Raw genomic sequence first — 25,375 nt, forward strand, 5'->3', positions numbered from 1 at the left:
GCTCGGGTCAGCGCAGCAGCCGCAGCACGGCGAGCTCCTCGGCCTCCCGCCCCTTCCCGCGCACCCGCAGCACCTTCCCGGCCCGGAACAGCTCCACCAGCCTGGGGTCCACATAGGACTTTCGGGCGACGGCGGGCGTGTTCCCCAGGCGCAGCGCGACCTCCCGCATCACCTCGGCCTCCACCCGCCGCCGACCGCGCTCGGCGCCCGGATCACCGGCCGCCGCGAACGCGCGGGCCGCGACGACCGTGGCGTGCCAGGTCCGCAGGTCCTTCACCGAGAACTCCTCGCCCACCAGCTCCTTGAACCGCACGTTGACGTCGTCCGAGCGCACCTGCCCGCCGTCCTTGCGCACCAGCAGCCGGTCCCGCCGCTTCCGGCCGCGCAGCAGCAGGCGCACCGTGCGCGCGACGGCGTCGTCCTCGACCGTCGCGGTGAACCGGACGCCGCTCTTGGCCGGGTACCGGAAGTCCACCGCGGACCCGCGCACGGTGACGTGCGAGCACAGCAGGGTCGCGACGCCGTGCGAGCCGTTGTCCTCCGCGTAGCTCTCCCCGCCGACCCGGAACGCGCCCCGCTCCAGCAGGGTGAGCGCGAGCGGCAGCGCCCGGTCCCGGCCGCGCAGGTCGCGGGCGATCCGCGCGCGGAACTCCGGCAGCAGCGGGGCCAGCGCGAGGACGCGCGCGTGCTTCTCCTCGTCGCGCTCGCGCCGCCACGCCTCGTGGTACAGGTACTGCCTGCGGCCTGCCTCGTCCACGCCAACGGCCTGGATGTGCCCGTTGTGGTGCGGCGAGATCCACACCTGCCGCCAGGCGGGCGGGATCACCAGCGCCTTGATCCGGGCCAGGTGCTCGGCGTCGGTCAGGCGGGCGCCGTCCTGGTCGGCGTACCCGAACCCGCCGCCCCGGCGACGTCGTCCGAAACCCGGCCCGCCGGGGGTGCTGCGGCGCAGTCTCACCGGCTGCTGTTACCCGTGCCGCGTCGGGGGAAACGCCGCGCGGGACCGGTCTCGCCCGAACAGGTGATCAACGCCTGGGCGCCGTCCCCGGCGGGTCAGCCGACCAGGTGGGTGGCGGCCAGCTCCCGGAACTCCGCGACCAGCGGGCCGCGCTCCCCCGCACGCGTGGCCAGCGCGACGCGGCTCGGCTCGACGCCCTCCAGGGGCACCGCGACCAGGCCGGGCCGCACCCGCCGCAGGTGCTCGCCGCCCGGCACGATCGCCACGGCCTGCCCGGACGCGACCAGCTCCGCCTTGTCCTCCGCCGACTCCACGAGCGGCCCGTCCGGCGCGGGCCCGCCGCCGGGCCTGGGGTCGACGCGCCAGAACGCGTTCCAGCGCTCGTCGGGGACCCTCGGCATCGGCTCGTCGGCCACGTCGTCCAGGGTCACCGACCGCCGGTCCGCCAGCCGGTGCCCGGTCGGGACCAGCAGCGCCCTCGGCTCCTCCCGCAGCACCACGACCCGCAGGCCGTCGTCGTCCAGGGGCAGCCGGGCGACGACCGCGTCCACCCGCCGCTCCAGCAGCGAGGAGCGCACCCGGTCCCACTCGACGTGCCGGGCGCGCACGTCCGCGCCGGGGTGCCGCCGCCGCAGCTCGGCGACCGCCGGGGTGACGATGAGGTTGACGCCGTAGCCGACGGTGATCCGGTCCCGGCCGACGGCGCGGGCGCCCGCGACCGCCTCGGCGGCCGAGTCGAGCAGCGCGAGGGCGCGCGGCAGGAACACCCGACCGGCCTCGGTCAGCGCGGTGCCGCGCGGCGAGCGGTCGAGCAGCCGGGCCCCGACCTGCCGCTCCAGCCTGCTGATCTGCCTGCTGAGCGCGGGCTGGGTGGTGTGCAGGGCGAGGGCAGCGCGACCGAGGTGCAGGTGCTCGGCGACGGTGGTGAAGCAGCGCACCAGGCGCAGGTCCAGGTCCGGGGCGGGCACGGCCAGAGCCTAGACCGGCGGTGATGCCGATCCGGGAACAGCCGGTGCGCGATCGGCATTGGACGTGCCCTGACCTGCGGGTTCAGGGTGGTGGCAGCACCCTTCGAGGAAGGAGTACCCACCTTGTCCCATCCCACTGCGCTGATCACCGGGGGCACGACCGGCATCGGCCGGGCCGTCGCCGGGCTGCTGCACGAGCGCGGCCACCGCGTCGTGGTCACCGGCCGCGACCCGGTGACCCTGGAGGCGGCCCGCCGCGAGCTGCCGGACGACGTCGTCGTCCGGCGCGCCGACGCCCGCTCGCTGCCCGACGCCGACCGCCTGGCCGAGGAGGTCCGCGAGCGCTTCGGCGCGCTCGACGTGCTGCTGCTGAACGCGGGCATCACCCGCTCGCTGCCGTTCGAGGAGGTCGACGAGACCGCGTACGCCGAGGTGTTCGACGTCAACACCAGGGGGCAGCTGCTCACGCTCGCCAGGCTCCTGCCGCTGCTCGCGGACGGCGCGTCGGTGGTGTTCACGGTCGGCGCGGGCGTGCGGTCGGGCATCCCCGGCGGGGCGCTCACGGCGGCGAGCCGGGGCGCGCTGCTGAGCGCGGTCCCGTCGCTGGCGCTGGAGCTGGCGCCGCGCCGGATCAGGGTGAACGCGGTCAGCCCTGGGCTGGTCGACACCCCGATCTGGGCCAAGGGCGGGCTGCCGCCCGAGGCGCTGGCCGAGTACGCGGGCCGGGTCCCGCTGGGTCGACCGGGCACCGCGCGCGAGGTGGCCGAGGCGGTCGGCTACCTGGTGGGCGCGGGGTACGTGACCGGTCAGGAGCTGGTCGTGGCGGGCGGAAGCGGGCTGGGGGCGTGATGGAGGTCGTGGACGCGCACCTGCACCTGCCCTCGCCCCGGCTGGACTGGCCGCACGGCGAGGCGTCCCGGCGGGACCTGCAGGCCGAGCTGCTGCTGGCGCAGCTGGACGCGGCCGGGGTGGACGCGGCGGTGCTGGTCGCCGTGCCGGGGGTGGCACCGGTGGACGAGTGCCTGGAGATCGCGGCGAGGCACCCGGACCGGGTGGCGGTGATCGCGCCGTGGGAGGGGGGCGAGGTGTCCAAGGAGGGCGAGGCGCCCGAGGGGGTGCTGGGCGTGCGGCTGGTGCTGTCCTGGCCGCCGGAGAACGCCGAGCGGCTGCGGTCGGGCGGGTACGACGGGCTGTTCGACGCGGCCGAGCGGCGCGGTGTGCCGGTGAGCGTGCTGGCAGGCGGGTTGCTGCCGGAGATCGGGGAGCTCGCGCGGGCGCGCCCGTCGCTGCGGCTGGTCGTGGACCACCTCGGCCTGGACCAGCCGCCGTACCTGCCCGCCGGTGACCCGCCGTGGGGCGGGCTGCCGGACCTGCTCGCCCTGGCGGGGCTGGAGAACGTGGCGGTGAAGCTGTCGGGCGCGCCGACGCTGTCGACCGGGCCCTACCCGTACCGGGACGTGTGGCCGCACCTGGACCGGGTGCTGTCGGCGTTCGGCGCGGACCGCTGCCTGTGGGGCAGCGACGCCCACCGGGTGTCCGGCAGGCTGCGCGGCTTCCCGCCGGTCCCGCCGTACCAGGGGCAGCACTCGCACGCGCAGGCGCTGCACCACCTGCTGGACCGGTCGGGGCTCGGCGACGCCGAGCGGGCGGCGCTGTTCGGCGGCACGGCCAGGCGCGTCCTGGGCTGGCCCGCGCGGCCGTGACGGCGGGGCCTAGCCCAGCACCTCGCGCAGCTGCGCGAGCACCTCCACCGCGATCACGTCCAGCGCCCGCTCCTCGCCCTCGGCGAGCCACAGCTCGAACGTCGTCTGGAACACCGCCACCCCGGTCCTGGCCGCCAGCGCGGCCCGCGTCGCGTCGACGCCCCGCGCGCGCAGCTCGTCCGCCAGCACCCCGGCGAGCACGACCAGCTTGTGCTGCTCCCGCTCGCGCAGCGCCGGGCAGTGCGAGATCACCTCGTGCCGCCTGCGGCTCCACGGCCGCGCGTCGTCGGGGAAGAAGTCGGCGGACGAGCGCAGCGCCGAGGCGATCACCGCGATCGGCGGGGCGTCCGGCGGGGCCAGGGCGATCCCGGCGCGGAAGGTGTCGGTGAACTCGTCCTGCCGGTGGAACAGCACCTCGCGCTTGTCGCTGAAGTGGCGGAAGAAGGTCCGCTCGGTCAGCCCGACCGCCTGCGCGATCTCCTGCGCGGTGGTCTGCTCGAAGCCGCGCGTGGCGAACAGCTCCAGCGCCGCCTCCTGCAGCCGGTCGGGGGTTCCGGGTTTCCATCGCGCCATGCCCCGAGTCTAGTGATGACAGTGACTGACATAGCCGGTACGCTCATGTCAGCCACTGTCATCACGAGGGAGCGGGACATGCGGGTTTTCGTCACCGGGGCGTCGGGGTGGATCGGCTCCGCCGTCGTGGACGAGCTGATCGCGGACGGGCACGAGGTCGTCGGGCTGGCCAGGTCCGACGCGTCCGCCGCGAGGCTGGAGGCCAGGGGCGCGCTCGCGCGGCGGGGCGACCTGGACGACCACCACGGGCTGCGCACGGGCGCGCTGGAGGCCGACGCCGTCGTCCACCTGGCCAACAAGCACGACTTCGGGAACCTGGCGGCCACCAACGCCACCGAGCGCGCCGCCACCGCGACCCTCGGCGCGGCGCTGGAGGGCACCGGCAAGCCGTTCCTGCTGGCCTCCGGGCTCGCCGAGGTCGCGCCGGGCAGGCTCGCCACCGAGCACGACCCGTCCACGTTCCACGGCCCGGACTCGGCGCGCGGCGGCAGCGAGAACCTGCTGCTGGAGCACGTCGCGCGGGGCGTGCACGCGGTCGCGGTGCGGTTCTCGCCGACCACGCACGGCGTCGGCGACCGGGGGTTCGTCGACGTGCTCGCCTCGGTGGCGCGCGCGAAGGGCGTGTCCGGCCACCCCGGAGACGGGTCGAACCGCTGGGCGGCGGTGCACGTGCGGGACGCGGCGCGGGTGGTCGCGCTCGGGCTGACCAAGGCGCCTGCCGGGTCGCGGCTGCACGCCGTGGCCGAGGAGGGGATCACCACGCGGGAGATCGCCGAGGCGCTCGGGGCCGCGCTGGACCTGCCGGTCGCGTCGGTCGCGCCGCGGGACGTGGCGGGGCACTTCGGCTGGATCGGCGGGTTCTTCGCGCTGGACATGGCCGCCTCCAGCGCGCTCACCCGCGAGTCGCTCGGCTGGGAGCCGACCGGGCCGACCCTGCTGGCGGACATCGCGGCGGGCGCGTACACCCGCTGACGGCGTTCCCCCGACCGGGCCTGCCGCGGCCGGGCTTCCCAGCATGTGAACGGGGCTACCGGTCGTTAGGACGGCGAATAGGATTCGCCCGGTGTCCACGACCACTGAGACCCCCTCCGACCAGCGCAGGCTCCCCACCTTCCCGACGTCCTGCGCCGCGCCCGTCCCCCGGCCCGAGGAGCCGGTGCGGGTCGTCCCGCTCGCCGTCGCCTCGCTGATCGCGGTGGCGCTCACCGGCTACGTGTGGACCGCGCACGGCGCGAAGTCCGGCGTGCTGCTCCTGCTCGGCCTCGGGCTGGGCCTGGCCCTGTTCCACTCGCGGTTCGGGTTCACCTCGGCGTGGCGGCAGCTGGTCGCGGTCGGCAACGGCGCGGGCGTGCGGGCGCACTCGCTGCTGCTCGGCACGGCGGCCACGCTCGTCGCGCTGATCGTGTCCACCGGGTCCGGGCTGTTCGGGTCGGCGCCCAGGGCGAGCGCGGGGCCGATCGGGCTGGCGCTGTTCGTGGGCGCGCTGCTGTTCGCGGTCGGGATGCAGCTGGGCGGCGCGTGCGCGTCCGGCACGCTGTTCGCGGTGGGCTCGGGCCAGTCCACGATCCTGCTGACGCTGTTCGGCTTCATCGTCGGCTCGGTGGTCTACACCGCCGCGTTCCCGGTGTTCGACGGCTGGCCCTCGGTGCCGGGCGTGCTGCTGTCGGACCACGTGGGCTGGTTCGGCTCGTGGGCGCTGACGATCGCGGCGCTGGGGCTGATCGTGCTGGCGACCTGGTTCGTGCAGAAGCGCCGGAACCCGCCGCCCGCGGACGTGGCGCCGACCGCGACCGGCCTGGCGCGGGTGCTGCGCGGCTCGTGGCCGCTCCTGGTCGGCGCGGTCGTGCTGGGCGTGCTGGCGGGCGCGGTGTTCCTGGTGTCGGGCGGGATCTGGGGCGTGACGTTCGCGTTCGCCCTGTGGGGCGCGAAGTTCCTGCAGCTGATCGGGCTGCACCCGGAGACGTGGGAGTTCTGGCGGAGCGCGTCGAACGCCAAGGCGCTGGCCGGGTCGGTGTGGACGGACAAGACCACGCTGACCGACGTGGGCATCATGATCGGCGCGGCGATCGCGGCGGCCCTGGCGGGCGCGTGGAAGCTGCACACCTCGATCCCGTGGCGCACGGCGCTCGCGGCGGTGCTGGGCGGGGTCCTGATGGGCGTGGGCGCGCGGCTGGCCGGTGGCTGCAACATCGGCGCGTACCTGGGCGGGATCTCCACGGGCAGCCTGCACGGGTGGCTGTGGGGCCTGTTCGCGCTGGGCGGCACGTGGATCGGGCTGCGGCTGCGACCGCTGTTCGGGCTGGGCGTGCCGAAGGCCGCGGACAGCGTCTGCTGACGGTTTTCCGTTGCGGAGGGCCGGTTTCCCGTGTCGGGGGACCGGCCCTCGTCGCGTTTTCCAGCGAGCGTCAGGTAGTCGGTGTACCCGGTGGGGCCTCCCACGTACATCAGGTACCCGTCGCGCACCTGGTTTACCGGGGTGCCCGCGCGCAGCCGCTCGACCAGGTCCGGATCATGCGTTCACGGACGCCGCCAGTTCGAGTCGACCCAGAACGCCGTGGCGAGCTCGAAGACCAGGGCAGGACCTGGACGAGCCAGGAGGGCATCACGCGGTGGCAGTCGGAGGGACAAGCACGGTGTTCGTCGCTTCAGGCCAGGATGGCAGCGTTGCCGCTACCCAGTTCGATCCGACTCCCGCAAAGGTCAGGAGTACAACGCTCACGAGAAGCGTCATGTGACCACCTCCTCGACGCTCACTGTCTGCCCGCTTGGTGTTGATGTGGGAAGCGACGTGAGTGCAAAGCAGGATGACCGCTATCGCGATCAGGTACGCATGGATGGAACCCAGCCCGAGGAAACCCTCGCCTCAAGCGACGAACACTCGTCATCGTACCCGCAAGCACCTCGGTCACACCATCAGGAAGTCGCTGGCCCGGCTGGCCCGGCTGAACCGGGTGATCGCGGACCTGACCCGGTCGCGGGAGCTGCTGGACGAGGCGATCGCGGCGGCTGACGCCCTACCGCAAGCACCCTGAACTGCACCGACCTCGTCGTGACAGCGGCAGCCGGTCCCGTGGCAGCGCGCCGGCAGCGCCGTGGCAGCGGGGCCGCGCAGGGTGATCCGCATGGACACCCAGGTACTGATCATCGGCGCGGGCCCCACCGGGCTCGCGCTCGCCGCCGACCTCACCCGGCGCGGCGTCGGCCACCGGATCGTCGACCGGGCGGCCGGGCCGTTCACCGGGTCGCGCGCCAAGGGCGTGCAGCCGCGCACGCTGGAGGTGCTGGACGACCTCGGCGTCGTCGACCGGGTGCTCGCGGCGGGCACCACCACGCTGCCCGCGCGCTGGGTCGACGGCGACCGGGCGCGCGTGGTCGACCTCAACGAGGGCCGCCACCCCACGCCGAACACCCCGTACGCCAGGACGCTGGTCATCCCGCAGTTCGCCACCGAGGCCGCGCTGCGCTCGCTCGTGCCGCACGTCGAGTACGGCGCCGAGGTCACCGGGCTGACCCAGGACGAGCACGGCGTCACCGCGGTCGTGGACGGGCGGGAGATCACCGCGGCCTACGCGGTGGCGTGCGACGGCGGGCGCAGTCCGGTGCGCAAGCGGCTCGGCGTCGGGTTCGCGGGCGAGACCCTGGAGGACCACCGGATCGTCGTCGCCGACGTGGTGGTCGACGGGCTCGACCGCGACCACTGGCACATGTGGCGCAGCGACCCCGCCTCGATGCTCGCGCTGTGCCCGCTGCCCGGCACGGACCTGTTCCAGCTCCAGGCGAACCTCGCCCCCGACCGGGAGGGCGCGCCGACCGAGGCGGAGCTGCGGGAGCTCGTGACGACCCGCACCGGGCGGCCGGAGCTGGTGCTGCGGGAGGTGGCCTGGACCTCGCTGTTCCGGCTGAACGTGCGCATGGTGGACCGCTACCGGGTGGGCCGGGTCTTCCTGGCGGGTGACGCCGCGCACGTCCACTCCCCCTCGGGCGCGCAGGGCATGAACACCGGCGTGCAGGACGCGTGCAACCTCGGCTGGAAGCTCGGTTCGGCGCTCTCCGGCGCGCTGTCGACCGAGGCCGCGGAGGCGCTGCTGGACAGCTACGAGGGCGAGCGGCTGCCGATCGCCGCGTGGCTGCTGGGCGTCACCACCGAGGCGCACCGCAGGATGGCCGCCGAGATGAAGATCGGGAAGCGGGACGACGAGCTGCTCCAGCTCGGCCTCGGCTACCGGGAGGGGCCGCTCGCGGAGCCGTCCGGGCTCGACGGGGTCCAGCCCGGCGACCGGGCGCCGGACGCGCCGTGCGCGCTGGCCGACGGGACCCGCACGCGGGTGTTCGACCTGCTGCGGGGGCCGGGTTTCACGCTGCTGGGGCTCGGCGTCGAACCGCCCGCGCACGACGGGGTGCGGGCGCACCGGATCGAGGACCCGGACGGGCACGTGGCCGCCGGGTACGGGCTGCCGGACGGCGCGCTGGCGCTGGTGCGGCCGGACGGGTACGTGGGCGCGGTGTCGCACGACCCCGAGGTGATCTCCGGCTACCTGAAGCGCGTGCTGGGCTGAGCGGTCGGCGTTCCACTCGGCGTTCCAGTAGGCGTTCCGGTCAGCGCCCGGCCCAGCGGGCGAGGTCGGCGATCTCCGGGTCGGCGAGCGCGAGCACGCCCCGCGCCCGCTCGGCCTCGTCCAGCGCGGCGGCGGCGCCGTCCCGGTCGCCGACCTCCCGCAGCCACAGCGCCCTCGCCTCCCAGGCGAGCGCGATCGCGGGCCCGTCCGGGGAGCGGCGGGCCTCGTCGAGCGCCCGGCCGTGCTCCGGACCGGCCTCCGCGGCAGGGAGCGCGCGGGCGAGTCCACTGTGGATGGTCGAGCGGAACTGCGGCGGGGAGTCGGGCGGGGCGGTGGCGAGCGCGGCGCGGAACCGGTCGACCGCCTCGGCCCGCTCGCCGCGCGCGTGCGCCAGCTCGGCCGACGCGAGGTGGACGCGGGCCAGCTCCAGCGGGTCGGCGCGACGGGTGGCCACGGCGTGCGCCCGGTCCAGCTCCCGCTGCGCCGCGACGAGATCACCGGTGCGCACGCGCAGCCTGGCGAACTGCACCAGCGGGGCCAGCGGCACCAGGACGTCCTCCACCGCGCCGAACGCCGCGGACGCCCGCCGCGCCTCCTCCAGCACCGCCAGCGCCTCCGCGTGCGCGCCCCGGTTGCCCAGCAGCTGCGACAGGGACACCCCCGCGAGCGCGATCGCCCACCGGTCGCCGACCTCGGTCAGCTCGCGCAGCGCCCGCCGGTACCACCGCTCGGCCTCCTCGGTGCGCCCCGCGCTCAGCTCGTAGGCGGCCAGCCCCCGCACCAGCACGCCGATCCCGCGCGACCACGGGTCGGCGGACTCGCGCATCCGCGCGCCGAGCAGGTCAGCGCCCGCCGAGTGCCACCACCGCACCGCGTCGACCAGGCACATCAGCAGCGGGCTCGCGCGCTCCCGCAGCTCGTCGGCGATCACGCCCGCCGCGAGCAGCCGGGTGACCGGGGAGACCGCGAACCCCTCCACGGCCGACGCCCACGCGCGGGCCTCGGCGGGGCGGGCGCGCGCGTTGACCCACCACCAGGCGCGGGCGGCGACCATGCGCAGGGCGCGCGGGCCGTCGCGGGTCTGCACGAGCCAGGACAGCGCGGCGTCCAGGTTGGCCTGCTCGGCGTCGAGCCTGGCCAGCCAGGGCAGCTGGCCGCCGGTGCGCAGGTGCGGTTCGGCGGTCTCGGCGAGCGCCAGGAAGTGCGCGGCGTGCCGGGGCCGGTGGTCGGGTCCGGGGACGCCCGCCGCGTACTCGCGCACGGTCTCCAGCAGCCGGTACCGCTCGCCGTCGGCGACCACCAGGGACTTGTCCACCAGCGAGGACACCAGGTCCAGCGCGACCCACTCGTCCACTTCGGACACCTCGGCGACCGCGTCCAGCGCCGCGCCGCCGGGGAACGCGGCCAGGACGCGGAGCAGCTCGCGCTCGGGACCGGTGAGCAGCTCCCAGCTCCAGTCGACGACGGCGCGCAGCGTGCGGTGGCGGGCGGCGGCGGTCCTGGCCCCCCGGTCGAGCAGCCGCAGGCGCTGGTCGACGCGGTCGGCGAGCTGGGCGGTGGTGAGGGAGCGCAGGCGGGCGGCGGCCAGCTCCAGCGCGAGCGGGATGCCGTCGAGCGCGCGGCACACCCGGCGGGCGTCGTCGGTCACCACGAAGTCGGGGCGGGCGGCGGTGGCGCGGGCGGTGAACAGCTCGACCGAGGTGTCCTCGTCCAGCGGGGCCAGCGGGTGCAGCGCCTCGCCGGGCACGCCCAGCGCCTCGCGGCTGGTGGTCAGCACGCGCACGTCCGGTGCGGCGGCGAGCAGCCGGGTGACCAGCTCCGAGGTGGGGTCGAGCAGGTGCTCGCAGTTGTCCAGCACCAGCAGGCAGGTGGCGGCGCGCAGCAGGTCGACCGGGTCGGCGGTGGGGCGCTCGCCGAGGACGGCGGCGGTGGTGTCGCCCCGCGCCACGGCGTGCCGGAGGGCGTCGACCGGGTCGGAGGCGGACTCCAGCGGCACCCACAGGACGGGGTGCGCGCCGCGGGCGGCGACGGCCTGGGCGAGCCGGGTCTTGCCCATGCCGCCGAAGCCGGTGACGGTGACCAGGCGGGCGCGGGCGGTCAGGTCGACGAGCCGGGTGAGGTCGTCCGCGCGGCCGACCAGCGGGGTGGGCGGGACCGGCGGGGCGCCGCGCTGGGCGGGGCGCAGCGCGGCCAGGTGCGCCGCGCGCAGGTCGGGGCCGGGGTCGGCGCCCAGCTCGTCGGCGAGCCAGCTGCGGGCCTGCTCGTACGCGGTGAGCGCCTCGGTCTGCCTGCCACGGGCGTGCAGGGCGCGGACCAGCTTGGCGCGCAGCCCCTCGCGGGCGGGGTGCTCGGCGACGAGGTCCGCCAGCAGGGCGGGGTCCGGCGCGGGGTGCCGCTCGGCGGCGGTGAGGCGCAGGTCGGCCCAATGCGCGGTGATCGCGGCCGGGAGGTCGGGGAACGCGGGGCCGCGCCAGAGGGCGAGCGCGGAGGCGTGGTCGTGGTCGGCCAGGCGCCGCCGGACGTCGGCGGTGTCGGTGGGGACGTCGAGGCGGTAACCGGTGGGGTGCGAGGAGACGGCGGTGGGGCCGAGGGCCTTGCGCAGCCGGGAGACGAGGGACTGGAGGGAGGCGGCGGCGTCGACGGGCGGGTCGTCGGGCCAGAGCGCGTCGACCAGCCCGGCGACGGGCACGACCTGGCCGGGATCGGCGGCGAGGCGGGAGAGGAGCGCGCGCAGGCGGGCGCCGCGGACCTCGATCTCCGCGCCGTCGTCGGCGGTCACGAGCAGTGGCCCCAGCACCACGACGCGCACCCGTACCCCCCTGCGGATTCGCCGGTCAGCGTAACCGCCGTACGGGTGCGGTCGGACCGGCGCGGTCAGGCGGGCTCGGTCGGGCAGGCGCCACCTGGCGGGCGCGGCCGGCCAGGCGGGCCGCGGGTTCAGCCGGTGTGGCGGGGCGGTTCGGCGGCGGACTGGGCGGCGGGCCCGGCGGCGATCGGGCTGGGCTCGGCGGCGATCGCGGCGACGGCGGCCGGCCCTGCGGCGACCGGCCCAGCGGCGACCGGCCCAGCGGCGACCGGCCCTGCGGCGGTCCGGTCGGCGGGCGCCGGTCCGTCCGCGTCCGCACCCGGCTTGCGGAAGACCCGGCGCGCGAGCTCGAACCCGCCCGCCGTCACCGCCGACAGCACCAGCCCGGCGGCCAGCGACAGCAGCGGGTGCCCGTGGGTGAACGGCCCGAGCGCGGCGGCGAACGCGAGCATGTACGCGCTCCACACCGCCGACGCGGCGAGCGTCGCGGGCAGGAACCGCCGCACCGGCAGCCCGACCCGCCCGCACGCCGCCGTGCTCACCAGCCGCCCACCGGGCAGCAACCGCGCGCCCACGCACACCACGACCGGCCGGTCCGTCAGGTTCCGCCGCACCCAGCCCGCCGGTCCGGCGTCCTCGGGCACGCGCAGCAGCCGGTGCGAGCCGCGCCCCAGCCCGTACACCAGGAAGTCGCCCAGCACCGAGCCCGCCATCGCGGTCAGCGCGAGCCCGAGCACGGCGGGCGCGTCGTGCGAGTGGAACGCCCCGGACGCGGCGGCCACCAGCAGCGACTCGCTGGGCAGCATCGGCACCGGCGCGTCGAGCGCGATGAGCAGCGCCAGCACCGGCAGCAACCAGGCGCTGCGCAGCACGACGTCGAACACCGCCGTCAAATGGTGCACGGACTTCCCCCCACGGGCCGGACAGCGAGCTAGTCGGCAGGCCGCACCGCCGCCGACGGAATTGTGCGCCACGCCACGAACGCGGCGACGAGGGTCACCGCGGCGGCGATGAGCGAGGTGGTCTGCATGGCCCCCGTGAACGCCTCACGTGCAGAGTGCAGCACCGGCGAGTCCGCGTCCAGTGCCGAACTGCCCGAGGCCAACGAGTCCTGGACGGCCGCGCGCTGGTCGTCGGGGAGGTCGTCGGGGAGGTCGCCGGGCAGGACCAGGTTCGACCGGTACCGCAGCGACACCAGCGACCCGAGCACGGCGATGCCGAGCGCGACGGCCAGCTCGTAGGCGGTCTCGGAGATCGCCGACGCGGCCCCGGCCTTGTGGGGCGGCACGGCGGAGACGACGGCGTCGGTGGTGACGGTCTGCGACAGCCCGACGCCGAACCCGACGGGCACGAGCGCCAGCCCCAGCCACAGGTAGCTCTCCGCGCCCTCGGCGGCGGCGATCCCGGCCAGGCCGAGGGAGACCAGCGCGAGCCCGGTGGCGATCGCCCGGCCCGCGCCGAGCCTGGCCAGCACCCAGCCGACGAGCGCGACCACCGAGATGGACGCCAGCGTCGCGGGCAGCTCGGCGAGCCCGGCCTGCAGCGGGCTGTAGCCGCGCGCCAGCTGGAGGTACTGGGAGAAGAAGAACAGCAGCCCGGTGAGCGCGAAGATGGCGATGAACGCGGAGAACACCGCGCCGCTGAACGCGGGCCCGCGGAACAGGTCGACGTCGATCAGCGGGGTGTCCAGGCCGCGCTGCCTGCGCACGAACGCCACCCCGGCGGCCAGGCCGAGCAGCAGCGCGAGGACGCCGGAGTCGTCGACGCCGGTGCTGACGGTGTGCTTGACCGCGTAGACCAGCGGCACGATCGCGGCCATCGACAGCGCGGCCGAGAGCAGGTCGAACCGGCCGGGCGCGGGGTCGCGCGACTCGGGGAGCAGGAACGCGCCCGCGACCACCAGCGCGGCCATGATCGGGACGTTGATCAGGAAGACCGAGCCCCACCGGAAGTGCTCCAGCAGGACTCCGCCGACCAGCGGTCCGAGCGCCGCGCCACCACCGGCGGCGGCCGACCAGATCGCGATGGCGCGGGTGCGCTCGGCGGGGTCGGTGAAGACGGTGCGGATGAGCGAGAGCGTCGACGGCATCAGCGTGGCGCCCGCGACGCCCAGCAGCAGCCGCGCGCCGATCAGCGCCTGCGGGCTGTTCGCGAACGCCGCCAGCAGCGAGGCGAGCCCGAACGCGGTGGCGCCGGTGAGCAGCAGCCGCTTGCGCCCGACGCGGTCGGCGAGGTTGCCCATGACCAGCAGCAGGCCGGCGAGGGCGAGCGAGTAGACGTCGCCGATCCACAGGACCTGGGTGGCGGTGGGGGCGAGGTCGGCGGTGAGGGAGGGCACGGCCAGGTAGAGGACGGTGCCGTCGACGGCCATGACGAGGACCGCCAGCGCCAGCACCGCCAGCGCGGCCCAGCGGCGGCGGGCCGTGAGCGGGGAGTGGGTGATCTCGGACGGGGACACGTCAAAAACTGTACCGACCAGTCGGTGTAGTTTTCAATGCGGGAGACTGGGGCCACCACTCGGGGGCAGCGGTCCGGAGGCAGCGGTCCTGGGGCGGAAATTCGGAGGCGGAGGCAAGGCATGGGTCGCACGACCGGACGGTCCCCTGAGGACACCCGTCGCCTGGTGCTGGACGCGGCGGCGCGGGAGATCTGCCGCGAGGGCATCAGGACCAGCCTGGACACGATCGCCCAGCGCGCGGGGGTGTCCAAGGGCGGCCTGATCTACCACTTCCCCAGCAAGGAGGCGCTGCACGTGGCCCTGGTCGCGGAGGAGGTGGACGGCTGGCGGGAGCTGGTCGAGCACGAGGTCGACCCGGACGACCACGGGCCGGGCAGGCTGACCCGCGCCTACGTGCGGGCGAGCCTGGCGCCGTTCGACGGCGAGGACGCGCGCGAGCGGTTCCGGCTGTTCGCGCAGCTCAGCACGGTCCCGGCGGCGGTGCGGATGGCGGAGGAGGACGACCGGCGCTGGCAGCGCGAGCTGGAGGCGGACGGCGTGCCGCAGGCGACCAGGGTGCTGGTGGTCGCGGCGGCCGACGGCGTCGGCGGGCCGCCGCTGTGGGTGGCCCCGCCGTCGGACGAGGTGCGCGCCCGACTGCTGGCGGACCTGCTGGCGATGATCGACGCGGCGGTCGCGGAAGCCCCGGTCAGCGACGGGTGAACAGGGCCTCCACCAGCGTGTCCCCGGCGGGCCCGAGCACGAGCCGGACCGCGCGGGCCGCGCCGAAGGCGTGCATGGTGACCGCGCCGAGGACGTGCGCCACGAGCATCGCGGCGGCCCCCTCCGGCTCGACCTCGGCGCGCAGCAGCCCGTCCCCCTCGGCCTCCTCGAACAGCGCGGCGCACAGGCCGAGCAGCTGGTCGAGGGCCTCGCGCTTCACGTCGAACCCGTGGTCGTCCGGGAGCCGGTCGTTGCGCCCGATGACCTCCAGGAGCTGCCGGAAGCGCTCGTCGTGCTCCAGCGAGAAGTGCAGCCCGATCAGGAACGAGCGCACCCGCTCGACCGGGTCGCCCGGCTCGCGCAGCGGCCTCCACAGGCCCTGCCCGATCTCCGCCCACCGCTCCCCCACGGCGGTCGCGTAGAGGTCGGCCTTGTTGGTGAAGTGGTGGTAGGCCGCGCCTCGGGTCAGCCCGGCCCTGGCGCTGATGTCGGCCAGCGTGGACGTGGCGTACCCGTTCTCGGCGAACGCGCTCAGCGCGGCCGACAGCAGTCCTGCTCGGGTGAGGGCGACGTCCTCGGGGGCCTTCCGCATGGCGTGATCGTAGCGGCCCGGCGCACCGCCCCGGACCGGCCGCGCGCCCGCTTGGCGCAGGTCAGCCGCTCGTCCGGGCGGGTCGCGGGCGGCGGGCGCGCAGGAGGGCGACCAGCGCGAGCGTGGGCGTGGGCGCGAGGACGAACTGCGCGCCGAGGCCCACCAGGACCAGGCCGGCGACCGCGAGGTCCGAGCGCTGCCCGCTGAGCGCGAACCCGGCGGCGGTCAGGGCCACCCCGAGCGCGGCGACCCCGCGCGCGCCCAGCCGGTCCGCGAGGACCCCGGCGACGGGCGCGCCGAGCCCGCCCGCCAGCGCGGCGCCCGCGAACACCAGTCCGGTGGCCGCGGCGCCGAGGCCCAGGTCGCGCAGGTGCGGCAGCAGCACGGGCTCCAGGAACGCGATCGCCGCCGCGCCGGTCGCGGTGAGCGCGAGCAGCGGCGAGTCGCGCACGGCGGGTAAGCCGGGCAGCAGGGGGACGAGGCTGCTGTACAGGAACACGTCCACGCCCAGCGCGATCGCGGTGACCACGACGGCCGCGCCGGGACGGGCGGTTCCGGTGGTTGCCATGGAGGTGTCCTCGGGTCGGGCGCGGTTTCCCGAGGATCGACCCCGGGGTGGCCCGGCGAACTCCCCCGGTCCCAGCACCACCGCCACCTCGCCCGAGGGCGCGGTCACCGGGGCGACCAGCACCGCCGGCGACTGGCGGGACGCGCTCGCGGTGAGCCCGCCGTCCGCCACCAGCTCGGGCGCGGGCTCGCCGAACCGCGCGCCCACCCGCCAGCGGAACTCGCCCGGCGGCGCGGCAGCGGCGAGACCGCCCAACCCGCCGGGGCCAGCAGCTCCGGTCGCGCCGGACCGCGCACGGTCGCGCCCACCTCCGTCGCGGCGCCCGCCCGCACCGGGACCACCCCGTCCCGCAGGCCGGGCAGCGCGGCGGAGACCCGGTCGTCCTCCCGCCGCCAGGACTGCCAGGCCGTCACGCCCACCGCGCCGCCGTCGGACCTGGTGGCGCGCAGCCGCAGCGCGTCCACCCGCACCGGCGGGTCGACCACGACCCGGTTGACCCGCCCGCGTTCCGGCACGGCCGGCGTCCGGCGCTGGCCGGGTATCTCCACCCACGCGCCGGAGGCGTCCCGCCGCTCCAGGGCGAACGCGTCGGGCGTGCGCACTCCCCCGCCGTCGTCGTAGAACGAGATCCGCACGTCCGACACCACCGTCGCCGCGCCGAGGTCGACCGCCAGCCAGTCGGCGCGGTCGGGGCTGCCGTACGAGGTCCAGCGGGTCGACGGGACGTCCAGGTGGAAGTCCTGGCCGTCGATCGCGTCGGCGGGGCTGTCGGCGTGCCAGGTGTGCGAGGCGGTGGCGGCGGGGAAGCCCGTCCCGGACGGGTTCGCCAGGTCGTCCACCAGGCCCGGCAGCTCGGCGGGAGCGCCGCGCCGCAGCGGGACGCGCACCGGGCCCAGGTCGCGCTGCGCGTGCGCCTGCACGCCGTCGACGAACACCCGCAGCCCGGCGCCCCTGCCGTAGGCGCTGCCGTCCCGGTCCCACAGCACGGTCAGGTTCCGGCCGTGGTACGGCACGTTCTCCGCCGCGAAGTGGTCCCAGCCGTCCGGGACCAGCGGGGCGATCCGCACCGAATCCCCTTGCTGGGGGCGGATTCCGAGCAGTCCGGAGAGCACGAGGTCGGTGAACGTGGAGTGGTTGTAGTCCTCGCTGTGCCCCCGGCCGTCGTAGAGCCAGCGGTCCTGGTCGGGGTGGTGCGCCTCGGCCACGTACGGCTGCCCGCCCTTGCGCTGGGTCAGCGCGTAGCCGCGCAGCACGTCGTAGTAGTCACCTCTGTCCACGAAGGACTGCGCCGGGTAGTCCACGAGCAGGGTGGCCAGCGCGGTGAGGGTCTGGCTGGTGGCGAACGGCCAGCTCGGGCCGGACCAGCGGCAGCAGCCCCTCTCCGCGTCGTGCAGGTACCACGGGCTGCGGCGCTCCACGGTGGTCGGGCCGAAGTCGGCGGCGAAGCCCGCCCGGTCGGTCAGCTGCGCCCACGCGGACGAGTGCTCGGCCGGGGGCATCCCGAAGTACCAGGGGACGAACCCGATCTGCTCGCGGTCGGCCAGCGGCGCGCGACCGGGGTTGCCGTCGCGCATGACGTGCTTGTAGAAGCCGTCCTCGCGGTCCCACAAGCGTTGCCGCAGCGCGTCTTTCAAGGCGTTCGCCTCGCGCTCGTAGCGCTCGGCGGCGGCGCGGTCGCCGCGCACCCGCAGCAGCGCGGCGATCGCCTTGGCGTCCCCGTACTGGTAGGCGTTGAGCGTGGGCCGGAAGCCCTCGCCGCCGTGGTAGGGGTCGTCGCTCTGGTACGAGCTCGCCGTGTGCTCCATGGCGTCCCACACCGGGGTCTGCCAGTACAGCCCCGTCCCCCGGTCCTTCTGCGCGTCCCACCCGGCCCACTGGCGCTCCAGCTCGGGCAGCAGCGCCACGGCCCGCTCCAGCCGCCCGTCCACCGACGCGCGGGCCAGGACCGCGTCGGCGGCCCAGAACGAGTACTGGTGCGCCCAGTCGGTGGTGTTGGGGTTGAGGAACTCGGTGGCGGGCTTGGGTCCCGCGCCACCGCCGCGCAGCCAGTAGTCGAGGTAGTCGTCCAGGTAGCGGTGGTCGCGCAGCCAGCGGCCCTCGTAGACGTGGTGCCCGGCCGCCGCCGCGATCCCGCCGCCGGGCGCGGAGTAGCCGACCGGGCCGAGGAACTCCGACACGATCCAGCCGTCGTCCGGGCCGGTGTACTTCAGCGCTTCCTTGAAGGTGCGCCACCGGTAGTAGTAGGTGGACTCGATCTCCCGGTCGGGCAGGTCGACGAACGGGATGTTCGCCTCGTACCACTGCGGTTCCACCGCTCCGGCGAGCTTCGCCCGGTGATCCAGCACCGAGGTGCCCGGACCGACCGGCGGGTACCACGGCGCGGCGGGCGCGGCCGAGGCCGGGAGCGGGGTCAGGACGGCCGTCGCGGTGAGCGCCACGAGCACGGCGGTGCGCAGTCGCATGGGGCCCCCGTCGTCACCGGCGCCGCGCGGCGCCGTCGCCTACCGCATTCATAGCGGCAGGCGACGGGCGCGGTCACGGTTCCTGTCCGGTGGACAGCGGGTCACAGCACCCGGACGACCGCCTCCACCCGCCTGCGCTCGACGTCGAGGACCTGCTCGCCCGCGCGGTGCAGCAGCTCCTCCAGCTCGGTCTCGTCCACGCCCAGCCTGCCCTTGAGCGCGCGCAGCGACCGCCACAGCGCCGACTTCGTGGACAGGGCCGTGAGCAGCCCGTCCAGCTCGACCACGTCGCTGAGCGGCGAGCGGGAGAGCAGGCGGCCGTTGAGCTTGGCGCGGCCCGCCTTCTCCGCCAGCCACGCGCCCGCGACCTTGTGGCGGCGCACCGGGACGCGGAGCCTGGTCATGATCCGCACCAGGGCGTCCCGGTCCCGCTCCAGGTCCTCGGCCAGCGCGGTCAGCTCGGGGTTGGCGGAGGCGGCCCGCTTGCCCAGCTCGGCTGCGCCGACGAGCCCGGCCAGGTGGTCGTTGAGGTAGGTGCGCAGCGCGGAGGCGCCCGCGCCGCGCGTCGTCGCGGTTCCCATGCGGGGCGGATAACCCCGGTGGACCGGGGCAAACCACGTGGACGGGGAGGATCACCGCGCCACCCCGTCACCGCGCCCTCGTCACCGCGCCCCCGTCACCGCGCGAAGGTCTCCTCCAGCGCCCGCTGCACCGACCCGGTGGCCGGGTGTACGAACAGCTCGCGCAGCAGCAGGTCCCCCAGCCCCGGCAGGTGCAGGCCGGGTTCCCGCCCCGAGACCGCCGCCAGCGCGCCGCCCGCGACCAGCGCGCCCCGCACCAGCGCCGCGGGCAGCCTGCGGGTCCGGGCGGGCGCGCCGACCGCCTCGGCCGTCCTGGCGAGCAGCTCCGCCCAGGTCAGGTTCTCGTCGGCCACCGGGGTGTCCCGGTCGGCCCGCTCCTCCAGCGCCGTCGCGGCCTCCTCGGCGACGCGCCGCGCGGTCGTGGCGGCCGTCCCGCCGGGCGGCGCGGCCAGCGGCACGCGGGAGCGGGCCCAGGACGCCAGCGCGGGCGCCCAGTTCGGCAGCCGCGCGCCTGCCCGGCCGAACACGAACGGCAGCTCCAGCACGGTCACCGGCAGCCCCGAGCGCCTGGCCGCGCGGGCCTGCTCGACGCGGCTGCGGATGTAGGGGTGCCTGCCCGCCAGCTCCCACTCGGGGTGCGCGCGGTGGAAGTGGGTGTAGTACGAGCCGAGGACCACGGCCGCGCCCGCGCCCGCCCGCGCCGCCGCCTCGGACAGCGCGGCGACCGGTTCGACGTTGCCGCGCCGGAAGTGCGGGTAGGCGGGTCTGCGCGGGGTGGCGCGGTCGTCGCTGCCCGCCGCGAACACGTACCCGTCGTGGCCGTCCAGCAGCCCGGTCCAGCGGTCGACGCCGGTGGTCTCGACGTCGAGCGCGTGGTCGACCCCCTCGCGCGGGGTCCTGGCGACCGAGGTGACCCGGTGGCCGCGCGCCACCAGTTCCGCGCCGATGTGCTGCCCGATGAGCCCGCTCGCCCCGATGACCGCGATCCGCATGACCCGATCGTGGCGCACCGGGGCGCGGACGGCACCGCACCCCTGCGCGGTCGTCTCGACAGGCGCCCGCGCCTCAGCCCGCCAGCGGCTCCTCGCTGGGCACGGCCGTCAGCTCGTCGGGGGCGATCGCGGTGCGCGCCCACTCGGCCAGCGCGACCCGGTCGACCAGCACGATGCCGACGCGCCCGGCGACGTCGCGGGCGGGCGCGGTGAACGTGGACGTGGTGACCAGCACGGCGTAGTCGGCCCCGTGGTAGGCCCGCGCGGTGCCCGCGAAGCGCTGCACCGCTTCGGACCCGACCTTGTTGCCGGGCCCGTACCGCTTGCACTGCACCACGAGCAGCCCGCCGTCCGGGGCCTCCGCGAGCACGTCCGCGCCCGCGTCCCCGGCCCCGCCGACGACCTCCACGTCCAGGAACCCGGACCGCTCCAGCAGCCGCGCGGTCCACTGCTCGAACTCGACGCCGCCCATGCCGTCGGTGAACTCGATGAGCCGGTCCCGCTCGGCCTGCTCCCGCCTCCTGGCCCGCCGCACCTTCAGCGCCACCACGCCCGCGGTGATCAGGAGCGCGAGCAGCAGCGCCCCGATCCACGCCGACAGCACGGGGTTCTCCTGCACGAACCGCACGACGAGGAACACGACGACCGCGATGGCCGCCAGGAGCCAGTTCCGCGCCGTGCCCTTCTTCTTCCCCTTGCCGCCACGCGCCCGCTTCCGCTTGTTGCCCGCCATGGTCCCCCTCCCGGCGCCCAGGCTGCTGGACCGCGCGCGCCGCGCGACAGGGCCGGTCGGGTGACCCGACCCGGTCCCCGCCGCGCGACGGCAAGATCCACTGTCCCCTCCAGCTCTACCCGCGCAGCGCAGTTCGAGCTAGACCGAACGGAGCAAGCGGATCCGACGGGCGATCGGGAACCCGCAGGGCCGGGAACGGGATCGGGGGCGCGCCGGGAATCGTGGCGCGCCCCCGATCCCACCATTGTCGGAATGCCGGGACGCAGTCCGACTCCCCTTGGCCGAAGCCTTCTCCGAACGTCACGGGGAACGCCCACCCGAACCGCTGGGAACGCCGAGGCGAATTCCCGCCGACGGCCGCGGGAAGGGGCCCGACGATCAGCGGTCGCCGCGCCGGTGCCCGCCGATGCCCTCGTCGTCCACGTCGCGCCACAGCGCGGGGTCGTAGGGGGTGTCCGGCACGTAGACGACCTCGCCCGCGACCGGACGGCCCCGCGCGGGCAGCTCGGCCGCGTCGATCTCCAGCCGCTCCACGCCGTTGGCCAGCCTGCGGATCGTGACGTTGTCGCCGTGGTGGGACCGCAAGGTGCTGATGCAGCGGCGCAGCTCGCCGAGCGCTCGGTCCAGTTCGCTGTTCGTGGTCGCGGGCATGGTGGCCTCCCGGCTCGGGGTGTGGTCGGGCTCGGCGGCGTCGCGCGTCGCGGGCGGACCGGCCGAGGCGGGCGCCCGCGTCGTCGAGGGGTCCCGCGCACGGGGCGAACGCTCGTCGGCGTCCCTCTCCACCCGCGCCCTGAACCCATCATCCGCTGAAGGCGGCGACCAGCCCAGAATTTTTCCGAGCGCGCTTCGGTTCACCGCACCGACGTTCCCGGAAATGCCGAAGCCCACCCTCCGGAACACCTCCGGGCGGGGAACTCGGGAACGGGGAAAAATCCACCACCCGAATGGCCGGGCCACCCCGAAGTTCACCGGATCAGCCGCACATAGCAATCCGAACGGCCGTCGTCAATATGACCAACCCCCTACTTGACCCCAGCCCGCAGAAGGGCGGAACCCCCTGTCACCCCGCGCCCCCGGCGGGAGCAGGCGCGGGCAGGAGAGAGCGGAGCGGCCCGATTGGCACCCGTTCTCCGGTGGGCGTACCGCCCTAGCGCTGTAGCGCACGCATTCGCTCAGACGACAGTCCGAGGGGGAGCGCCGGGCCCACAAGGCGCACTGAAGAGTCAGGAGACTGCTTTGGGGGACCGCCGGTGGCGTACCGCTTTGTTCTTGACCGTGTGCGCCTCCGCAGCATGGGCGGTGATGAAGTTCGGCTTGCTGACGTGGTTACCCGAGGAGAACCACCCGGCTCGCAACGTCCTGGAGGGCTTGAGCTGGGTATCGGCGATCATCGCCGTCGTCCCCACAGCGCTGCTGGCCATCGGGTGGGCTTGGCGGACGAATCCCCCGAACGACGGTGAGCGCGTCACCCCGGTGCGCGTCGGTCCGCCGATCATCGGCGTCGTCCCGGCGCTGCTGGTCCTGCTGTCGGGGAGCCCCTGGTGGGCGCTGGCGGTGTTCTTCCTGGTGGAGGCTGCCGTGTTCGCCAGTGGCCTGCTGGGCGCGCTAGGGCAGGTGCTGCAAGAGCGGATCACCGACTGGACGAGGCGGACCATCACCAGCGGCATGGTCCGGTTCGGCGCGCAGTACCGCGCCTTCATGCTCCGCAGCCTTCGCACGATGGTGGAGGAGGGACCCCCGACCACCGGTTTCCTCCGCCCGGAACTGGACGACGTGTTCGTCAACGTGACCTTGGAGTACCAAGCCCCTCAGCGGGTCGCCACCGGACTGGTAGGGGGTCTGGACCCCGACACCTTGGAAGAGGGCCACGTGCTCGACGACTTCCTCGACAAGGAACAGCCAGAGGTGCTGGCGGTCACGGGCGCGCCGGGCAGCGGCAAGACGACCCTGCTGAGGAAAGCTGCTAGGGACATCTGCAAGTCGACCAGGGGTAAGAGAAAACGCCGAAGCGTGCCGCTCCTGCTCTACCTGAGGGACCACGCCGAGACGATCGCAGCGAATCCAGAGGTCCCGGTCTTCACCCTGCTCCACAAGCAGTTGAAGCGCGCAGGACTCACCGCCTCGGACAGCTGGTTCGAGCGGAGGCTCAAATCCGGCCAGTGCGTCGTGCTGCTCGACGGGTTGGACGAGGTGGCGAGGCAGGACGACAGGCGGGCGGTCTCCGCCTGGGTCGCACTGCAGATCAGCGTGTACTACAAAAATCACTTCGTCATCACCTCGCGTCCCGACGGCTACAAGAGCGCCAAGATCGAGAACGCGACAGTGCTCGCGGTCCAGCAGTTCACCGACGGGCAGATCGAGAAGTTCGTCCACAGCTGGTACCGGACGATCGAGCGCCGGTCCTCCTCCGACACGAGCGACCTGGAGCACGTCGTCAAGACTAAGGCCTCCGACCTGCTCGAACGGCTCAACCAGAACGTCAACCTCCGCGCCCTGACCGTCAACCCGCTGCTGCTCACCATGATCGTCAACGTCCACCGCTTCCGGGGCGCGCTCCCCGGCAGCCGTGTCGACCTGTACGGCGAGATCTGCGAGGTCATGCTGTGGCGCAGGCAGGAGGCGAAGAAGCTGGCAGTGGAGATGAGCGGCCAGAAGAAAGCAGCGCTGCTGCGTGGCCTCGCCTACCGGATGATGAAGAACGACGCGCCGAGCATGAGCCGGGTGGAGGTGCTGGCTCAGATCAAACCGGGCATGCAGCGAATGTCACGGGACGTGACGGCGGAAGGCTTCCTCGCGGACGTCACCTCTAACGGGTTGATCGTGGAGAGCGAGAACGGCCTCTACGCCTTCGCGCACCTGACCTTTCAGGAGTACCTGGCAGCGGAGCACATCCGGGACAAAGGCCTCGTGAAAGAGCTTGCCAACCATGTGGGCTCCTCGTGGTGGCGGGAGACCACCCTGCTCTATGCGGCGAAGTCCGACGCCGACGCCATCGTCCGGGCCTGTCTGGACCGCGGCAGCACCGCCGCCCTGCTGCTGGCGTTCGACTGCGCCGACCAGGACAGCGAACTGGCACCGGAACTGGTCGACCGGATGAACGCTTTCCTTGAGTCGGCTCACGAACCGGGCGCCAGCAGCGATCAATGTCTGCTGGCAGCAGGTGTTCTTGCGGGACGGCACCTCGGGGAACTCGTCAGGACCAGCACCGAGAGCTACGTCTGCCCGAGCCCGATCACGAACCGGATCTACTGGCTCTACCAGCGAGGACAGCAGGACCACGACGCGTACCGGCTGTCGAACGTCGAGTCGGGCGGCGAGGAAGCGGTGCTGGGTGTTCGACTGGAGGACGCGCTCGCGTTCACGAGATGGCTGAACACGGTGTTCACGGAGAACAAGACGTTCCGACTGGTCGAGGAGGACGAGGTCGCCGACCACGCCATCACCTCCGCGCGAAGCACGCGTAGGGGAGCCACCTCCGATTACAGTGTCTGGTTCAGGCGCAAGGAGCAGAACGCTTTCGGCTTGCTTCCACCCCCCGGTGGGGAGCACCCCTACCACCTGAGGACCGAGGTGCTGCTCGAGCGGACGAAGGCGGATGTCCTGGACCACGCACCGGATCTCGTCCGCTTGGCACTCTTGCTCGCCTTCCGGAGAGCGGAGCAGGCCTCACTGGGGCTGGACCTGATGCAGAACAGGATCAAGAAAGCCGCCGAGTCGAACACCCGCTTGAGGCAGAGCGATGTCGACGTCAAGTTGTCCAACCGCAGAAGGGAGCTCTCTTCAGGCCCTCGGGAGCTGACCCAGAACCTTGAGGGTGAGCGGGAGTTGATCACTTCCCTAGGGCTGGAGCCCGCGCTCGACACGATCCTCGGAGTGCTCAACGCCATCATCCAGTCCCCCAGGGCGAGTCGTGTCAAGCACCTCCAGCACGGACGTCGACTCGCGAAGGAGTTGGCCGGAGAGCTGAGCCCCGAGTTCACGAGGACGCTCACCACAGCCGAGAACGGCGTCCGACCAGACGTCTCCGAGCAGTTCACCGGAAGAGCCCTGAAATCGATCATGAACAGAGCACTGGTAGGCGGCGCGGTCAGAGAGCCTTGGATGACGAGACTGGCGGAAGACCTGGTTCTCCTCGCAGCAGGCAGTGACGACTTCGTGGTCGCACCACCGGACACCCTCGCCGACAGGATGGATCTGACCCACACAGCGCTGGTCGCCTTCAGCCAGTCGGAGGACGTCGAGAACTTCCTGCCCTGGGCTCTCAAAGCCTCTTCGGCACTGCAGGACTTGGCGGTCCCGATTCTCCGCTATGAGCAGCCGGTGGACCGAGGACCCGCTTCGTTGATCAGGTTCTCCGCACTGCTGCTCGCCGCCGAGACAGGCGTGGAGCGCAGGGGAGTGCTGAGCAAGTCCTTCCTGGAGATCGCCGCTGGGATCACGCTGATGGAGCAGCACCACGAGGGAACGCGCAAGCGCAACGAGACGATCGTGCTCGCACGCGCCTGACTCCTCACAGCACCCGGTGGGAGCAGGCGGGCGGGGAGCCTCGTTCGGCTCCCCGCCCCCTCGGCGCGGGCGGTCGCGTGGTGGCCCCTGGGCGCTCCACACCCCCACCACGCGTCCCGCCCGCGCCCCCGGTCCCCGAACCGGGCGGTCCGGCGGTCCCCGCGGGGGCGCCCGCGGGGACCGCGTCCGGGGTGGCGGCGCGGCCACCCCCGGTCCC

The 25,375-nt window shown here is 74.5% G+C and carries 20 protein-coding genes; 7 read left to right on the forward strand and 13 right to left on the reverse strand.

Features of this window, described 5'->3' with window-relative positions; all coding sequences use genetic code 11:
• Positions 1-7 precede the first annotated feature (7 nt).
• Together AMIR_RS23810 and AMIR_RS23815 are read right to left on the reverse strand one after the other, a co-directional pair.
• Positions 8-958, reverse strand: coding sequence for a DNA topoisomerase IB (locus AMIR_RS23810; RefSeq protein WP_015803505.1), 951 nt, complete (start codon positions 956-958; stop codon positions 8-10).
• A 95-nt stretch (positions 959-1,053) separates the two neighbouring features.
• Positions 1,054-1,926 carry a LysR family transcriptional regulator gene (locus AMIR_RS23815; protein ID WP_015803506.1) on the reverse strand — a complete coding sequence of 291 codons (873 nt, stop codon included), beginning with the start codon at positions 1,924-1,926 and terminating at the stop codon, positions 1,054-1,056.
• Between the two features lie 123 nt (positions 1,927-2,049).
• Here AMIR_RS23815 and AMIR_RS23820 point away from each other — a divergent pair, with 123 nt between their 5' ends.
• Positions 2,050-2,775 carry an SDR family oxidoreductase gene (locus AMIR_RS23820; protein ID WP_015803507.1) on the forward strand — a complete coding sequence of 242 codons (726 nt, stop codon included), beginning with the start codon at positions 2,050-2,052 and terminating at the stop codon, positions 2,773-2,775.
• Positions 2,775-3,629 (forward strand): amidohydrolase family protein, encoded by an 855-nt coding sequence (locus AMIR_RS23825; protein WP_015803508.1) that lies wholly within the window; start codon positions 2,775-2,777, stop codon positions 3,627-3,629. Before AMIR_RS23820 ends, AMIR_RS23825 begins: the two co-directional genes overlap by 1 nt.
• Before the next feature lie 9 nt (positions 3,630-3,638).
• Here the strand turns inward: AMIR_RS23825 and AMIR_RS23830 are convergent, their stop codons facing one another.
• Entirely contained in the window at positions 3,639-4,202 is a 564-nt protein-coding gene (locus AMIR_RS23830) for a TetR family transcriptional regulator (protein WP_015803509.1), read from the reverse strand.
• A gap of 78 nt (positions 4,203-4,280) precedes the next feature.
• Between AMIR_RS23830 and AMIR_RS23835 the strand changes: the two genes are divergently transcribed.
• The 3 genes from AMIR_RS23835 (at position 4,281) to AMIR_RS23850 (ending at position 8,758) form a co-directional block, all read left to right on the forward strand.
• Entirely contained in the window at positions 4,281-5,174 is an 894-nt protein-coding gene (locus tag AMIR_RS23835; RefSeq protein WP_015803510.1) for an SDR family oxidoreductase, read from the forward strand.
• A 91-nt stretch (positions 5,175-5,265) separates the two neighbouring features.
• Positions 5,266-6,537: a YeeE/YedE family protein gene (locus tag AMIR_RS23840; protein WP_015803511.1), complete on the forward strand. Its 1,272-nt coding sequence runs from the start codon at positions 5,266-5,268 to the stop codon at positions 6,535-6,537.
• A 787-nt stretch (positions 6,538-7,324) separates the two neighbouring features.
• Positions 7,325-8,758 (forward strand): FAD-dependent monooxygenase, encoded by a 1,434-nt coding sequence (locus tag AMIR_RS23850; protein ID WP_015803513.1) that lies wholly within the window; start codon positions 7,325-7,327, stop codon positions 8,756-8,758.
• Positions 8,759-8,798: 40 nt separating this feature from the next.
• Here AMIR_RS23850 and AMIR_RS23855 read toward each other — a convergent pair whose 3' ends face one another.
• The 3 genes from AMIR_RS23855 to AMIR_RS23865 form a co-directional block, all read right to left on the reverse strand.
• Complete coding sequence (locus AMIR_RS23855; RefSeq protein WP_015803514.1) at positions 8,799-11,567, reverse strand: AfsR/SARP family transcriptional regulator; 2,769 nt, start codon at positions 11,565-11,567, stop codon at positions 8,799-8,801.
• Between the two features lie 128 nt (positions 11,568-11,695).
• A complete protein-coding gene (locus AMIR_RS23860) occupies positions 11,696-12,466 on the reverse strand; it encodes a DedA family protein (protein ID WP_015803515.1) in 771 nt (256 codons plus the stop codon).
• 29 nt (positions 12,467-12,495) lie between these two features.
• On the reverse strand, positions 12,496-14,022 hold the full coding sequence (locus AMIR_RS23865) for an MFS transporter (RefSeq protein WP_015803516.1): 1,527 nt from the start codon (positions 14,020-14,022) through the stop codon (positions 12,496-12,498).
• 120 nt (positions 14,023-14,142) lie between these two features.
• Between AMIR_RS23865 and AMIR_RS23870 the strand changes: the two genes are divergently transcribed.
• A complete protein-coding gene (locus tag AMIR_RS23870; protein ID WP_015803517.1) occupies positions 14,143-14,724 on the forward strand; it encodes a TetR/AcrR family transcriptional regulator in 582 nt (193 codons plus the stop codon).
• Here the strand turns inward: AMIR_RS23870 and AMIR_RS39530 are convergent.
• The 7 genes from AMIR_RS39530 to AMIR_RS23905 all read right to left on the reverse strand — a co-directional run bounded on the left by AMIR_RS39530 (position 14,711) and on the right by AMIR_RS23905 (position 21,435).
• Positions 14,711-15,316, reverse strand: a complete 606-nt coding sequence (locus AMIR_RS39530; RefSeq protein ID WP_015803518.1) for a TetR/AcrR family transcriptional regulator — start codon at positions 15,314-15,316, stop codon at positions 14,711-14,713. The two genes, AMIR_RS23870 and AMIR_RS39530, sit on opposite strands and share 14 nt — an antisense overlap.
• 61 nt (positions 15,317-15,377) lie before the next feature.
• A complete protein-coding gene (locus AMIR_RS42255; protein ID WP_015803519.1) occupies positions 15,378-15,884 on the reverse strand; it encodes an MFS transporter in 507 nt (168 codons plus the stop codon).
• A 104-nt stretch (positions 15,885-15,988) separates the two neighbouring features.
• On the reverse strand, positions 15,989-18,346 hold the full coding sequence (locus tag AMIR_RS23885) for an MGH1-like glycoside hydrolase domain-containing protein (RefSeq protein ID WP_015803520.1): 2,358 nt from the start codon (positions 18,344-18,346) through the stop codon (positions 15,989-15,991).
• 101 nt (positions 18,347-18,447) lie between these two features.
• Positions 18,448-18,927, reverse strand: coding sequence for a hypothetical protein (locus AMIR_RS23890; RefSeq protein ID WP_015803521.1), 480 nt, complete (start codon positions 18,925-18,927; stop codon positions 18,448-18,450).
• A 95-nt stretch (positions 18,928-19,022) separates the two neighbouring features.
• A complete protein-coding gene (locus tag AMIR_RS23895; protein WP_015803522.1) occupies positions 19,023-19,919 on the reverse strand; it encodes an NAD(P)H-binding protein in 897 nt (298 codons plus the stop codon).
• A 73-nt stretch (positions 19,920-19,992) separates the two neighbouring features.
• Positions 19,993-20,652: a restriction endonuclease gene (locus tag AMIR_RS40555; RefSeq protein ID WP_015803523.1), complete on the reverse strand. Its 660-nt coding sequence runs from the start codon at positions 20,650-20,652 to the stop codon at positions 19,993-19,995.
• 378 nt (positions 20,653-21,030) lie between these two features.
• The gene (locus AMIR_RS23905; RefSeq protein ID WP_425358834.1) at positions 21,031-21,435 is read right to left on the reverse strand and encodes a hypothetical protein; all 405 of its coding nucleotides are present in this window, start codon (positions 21,433-21,435) and stop codon (positions 21,031-21,033) included.
• A 519-nt stretch (positions 21,436-21,954) separates the two neighbouring features.
• Here AMIR_RS23905 and AMIR_RS23910 point away from each other — a divergent pair.
• Positions 21,955-25,158, forward strand: coding sequence for an NACHT domain-containing protein (locus tag AMIR_RS23910; RefSeq protein WP_015803525.1), 3,204 nt, complete (start codon positions 21,955-21,957; stop codon positions 25,156-25,158).
• Positions 25,159-25,375: the final 217 nt, after the last annotated feature.

The organism is Actinosynnema mirum DSM 43827 (assembly GCF_000023245.1).
Lineage (GTDB): Bacteria > Actinomycetota > Actinomycetes > Mycobacteriales > Pseudonocardiaceae > Actinosynnema > Actinosynnema mirum.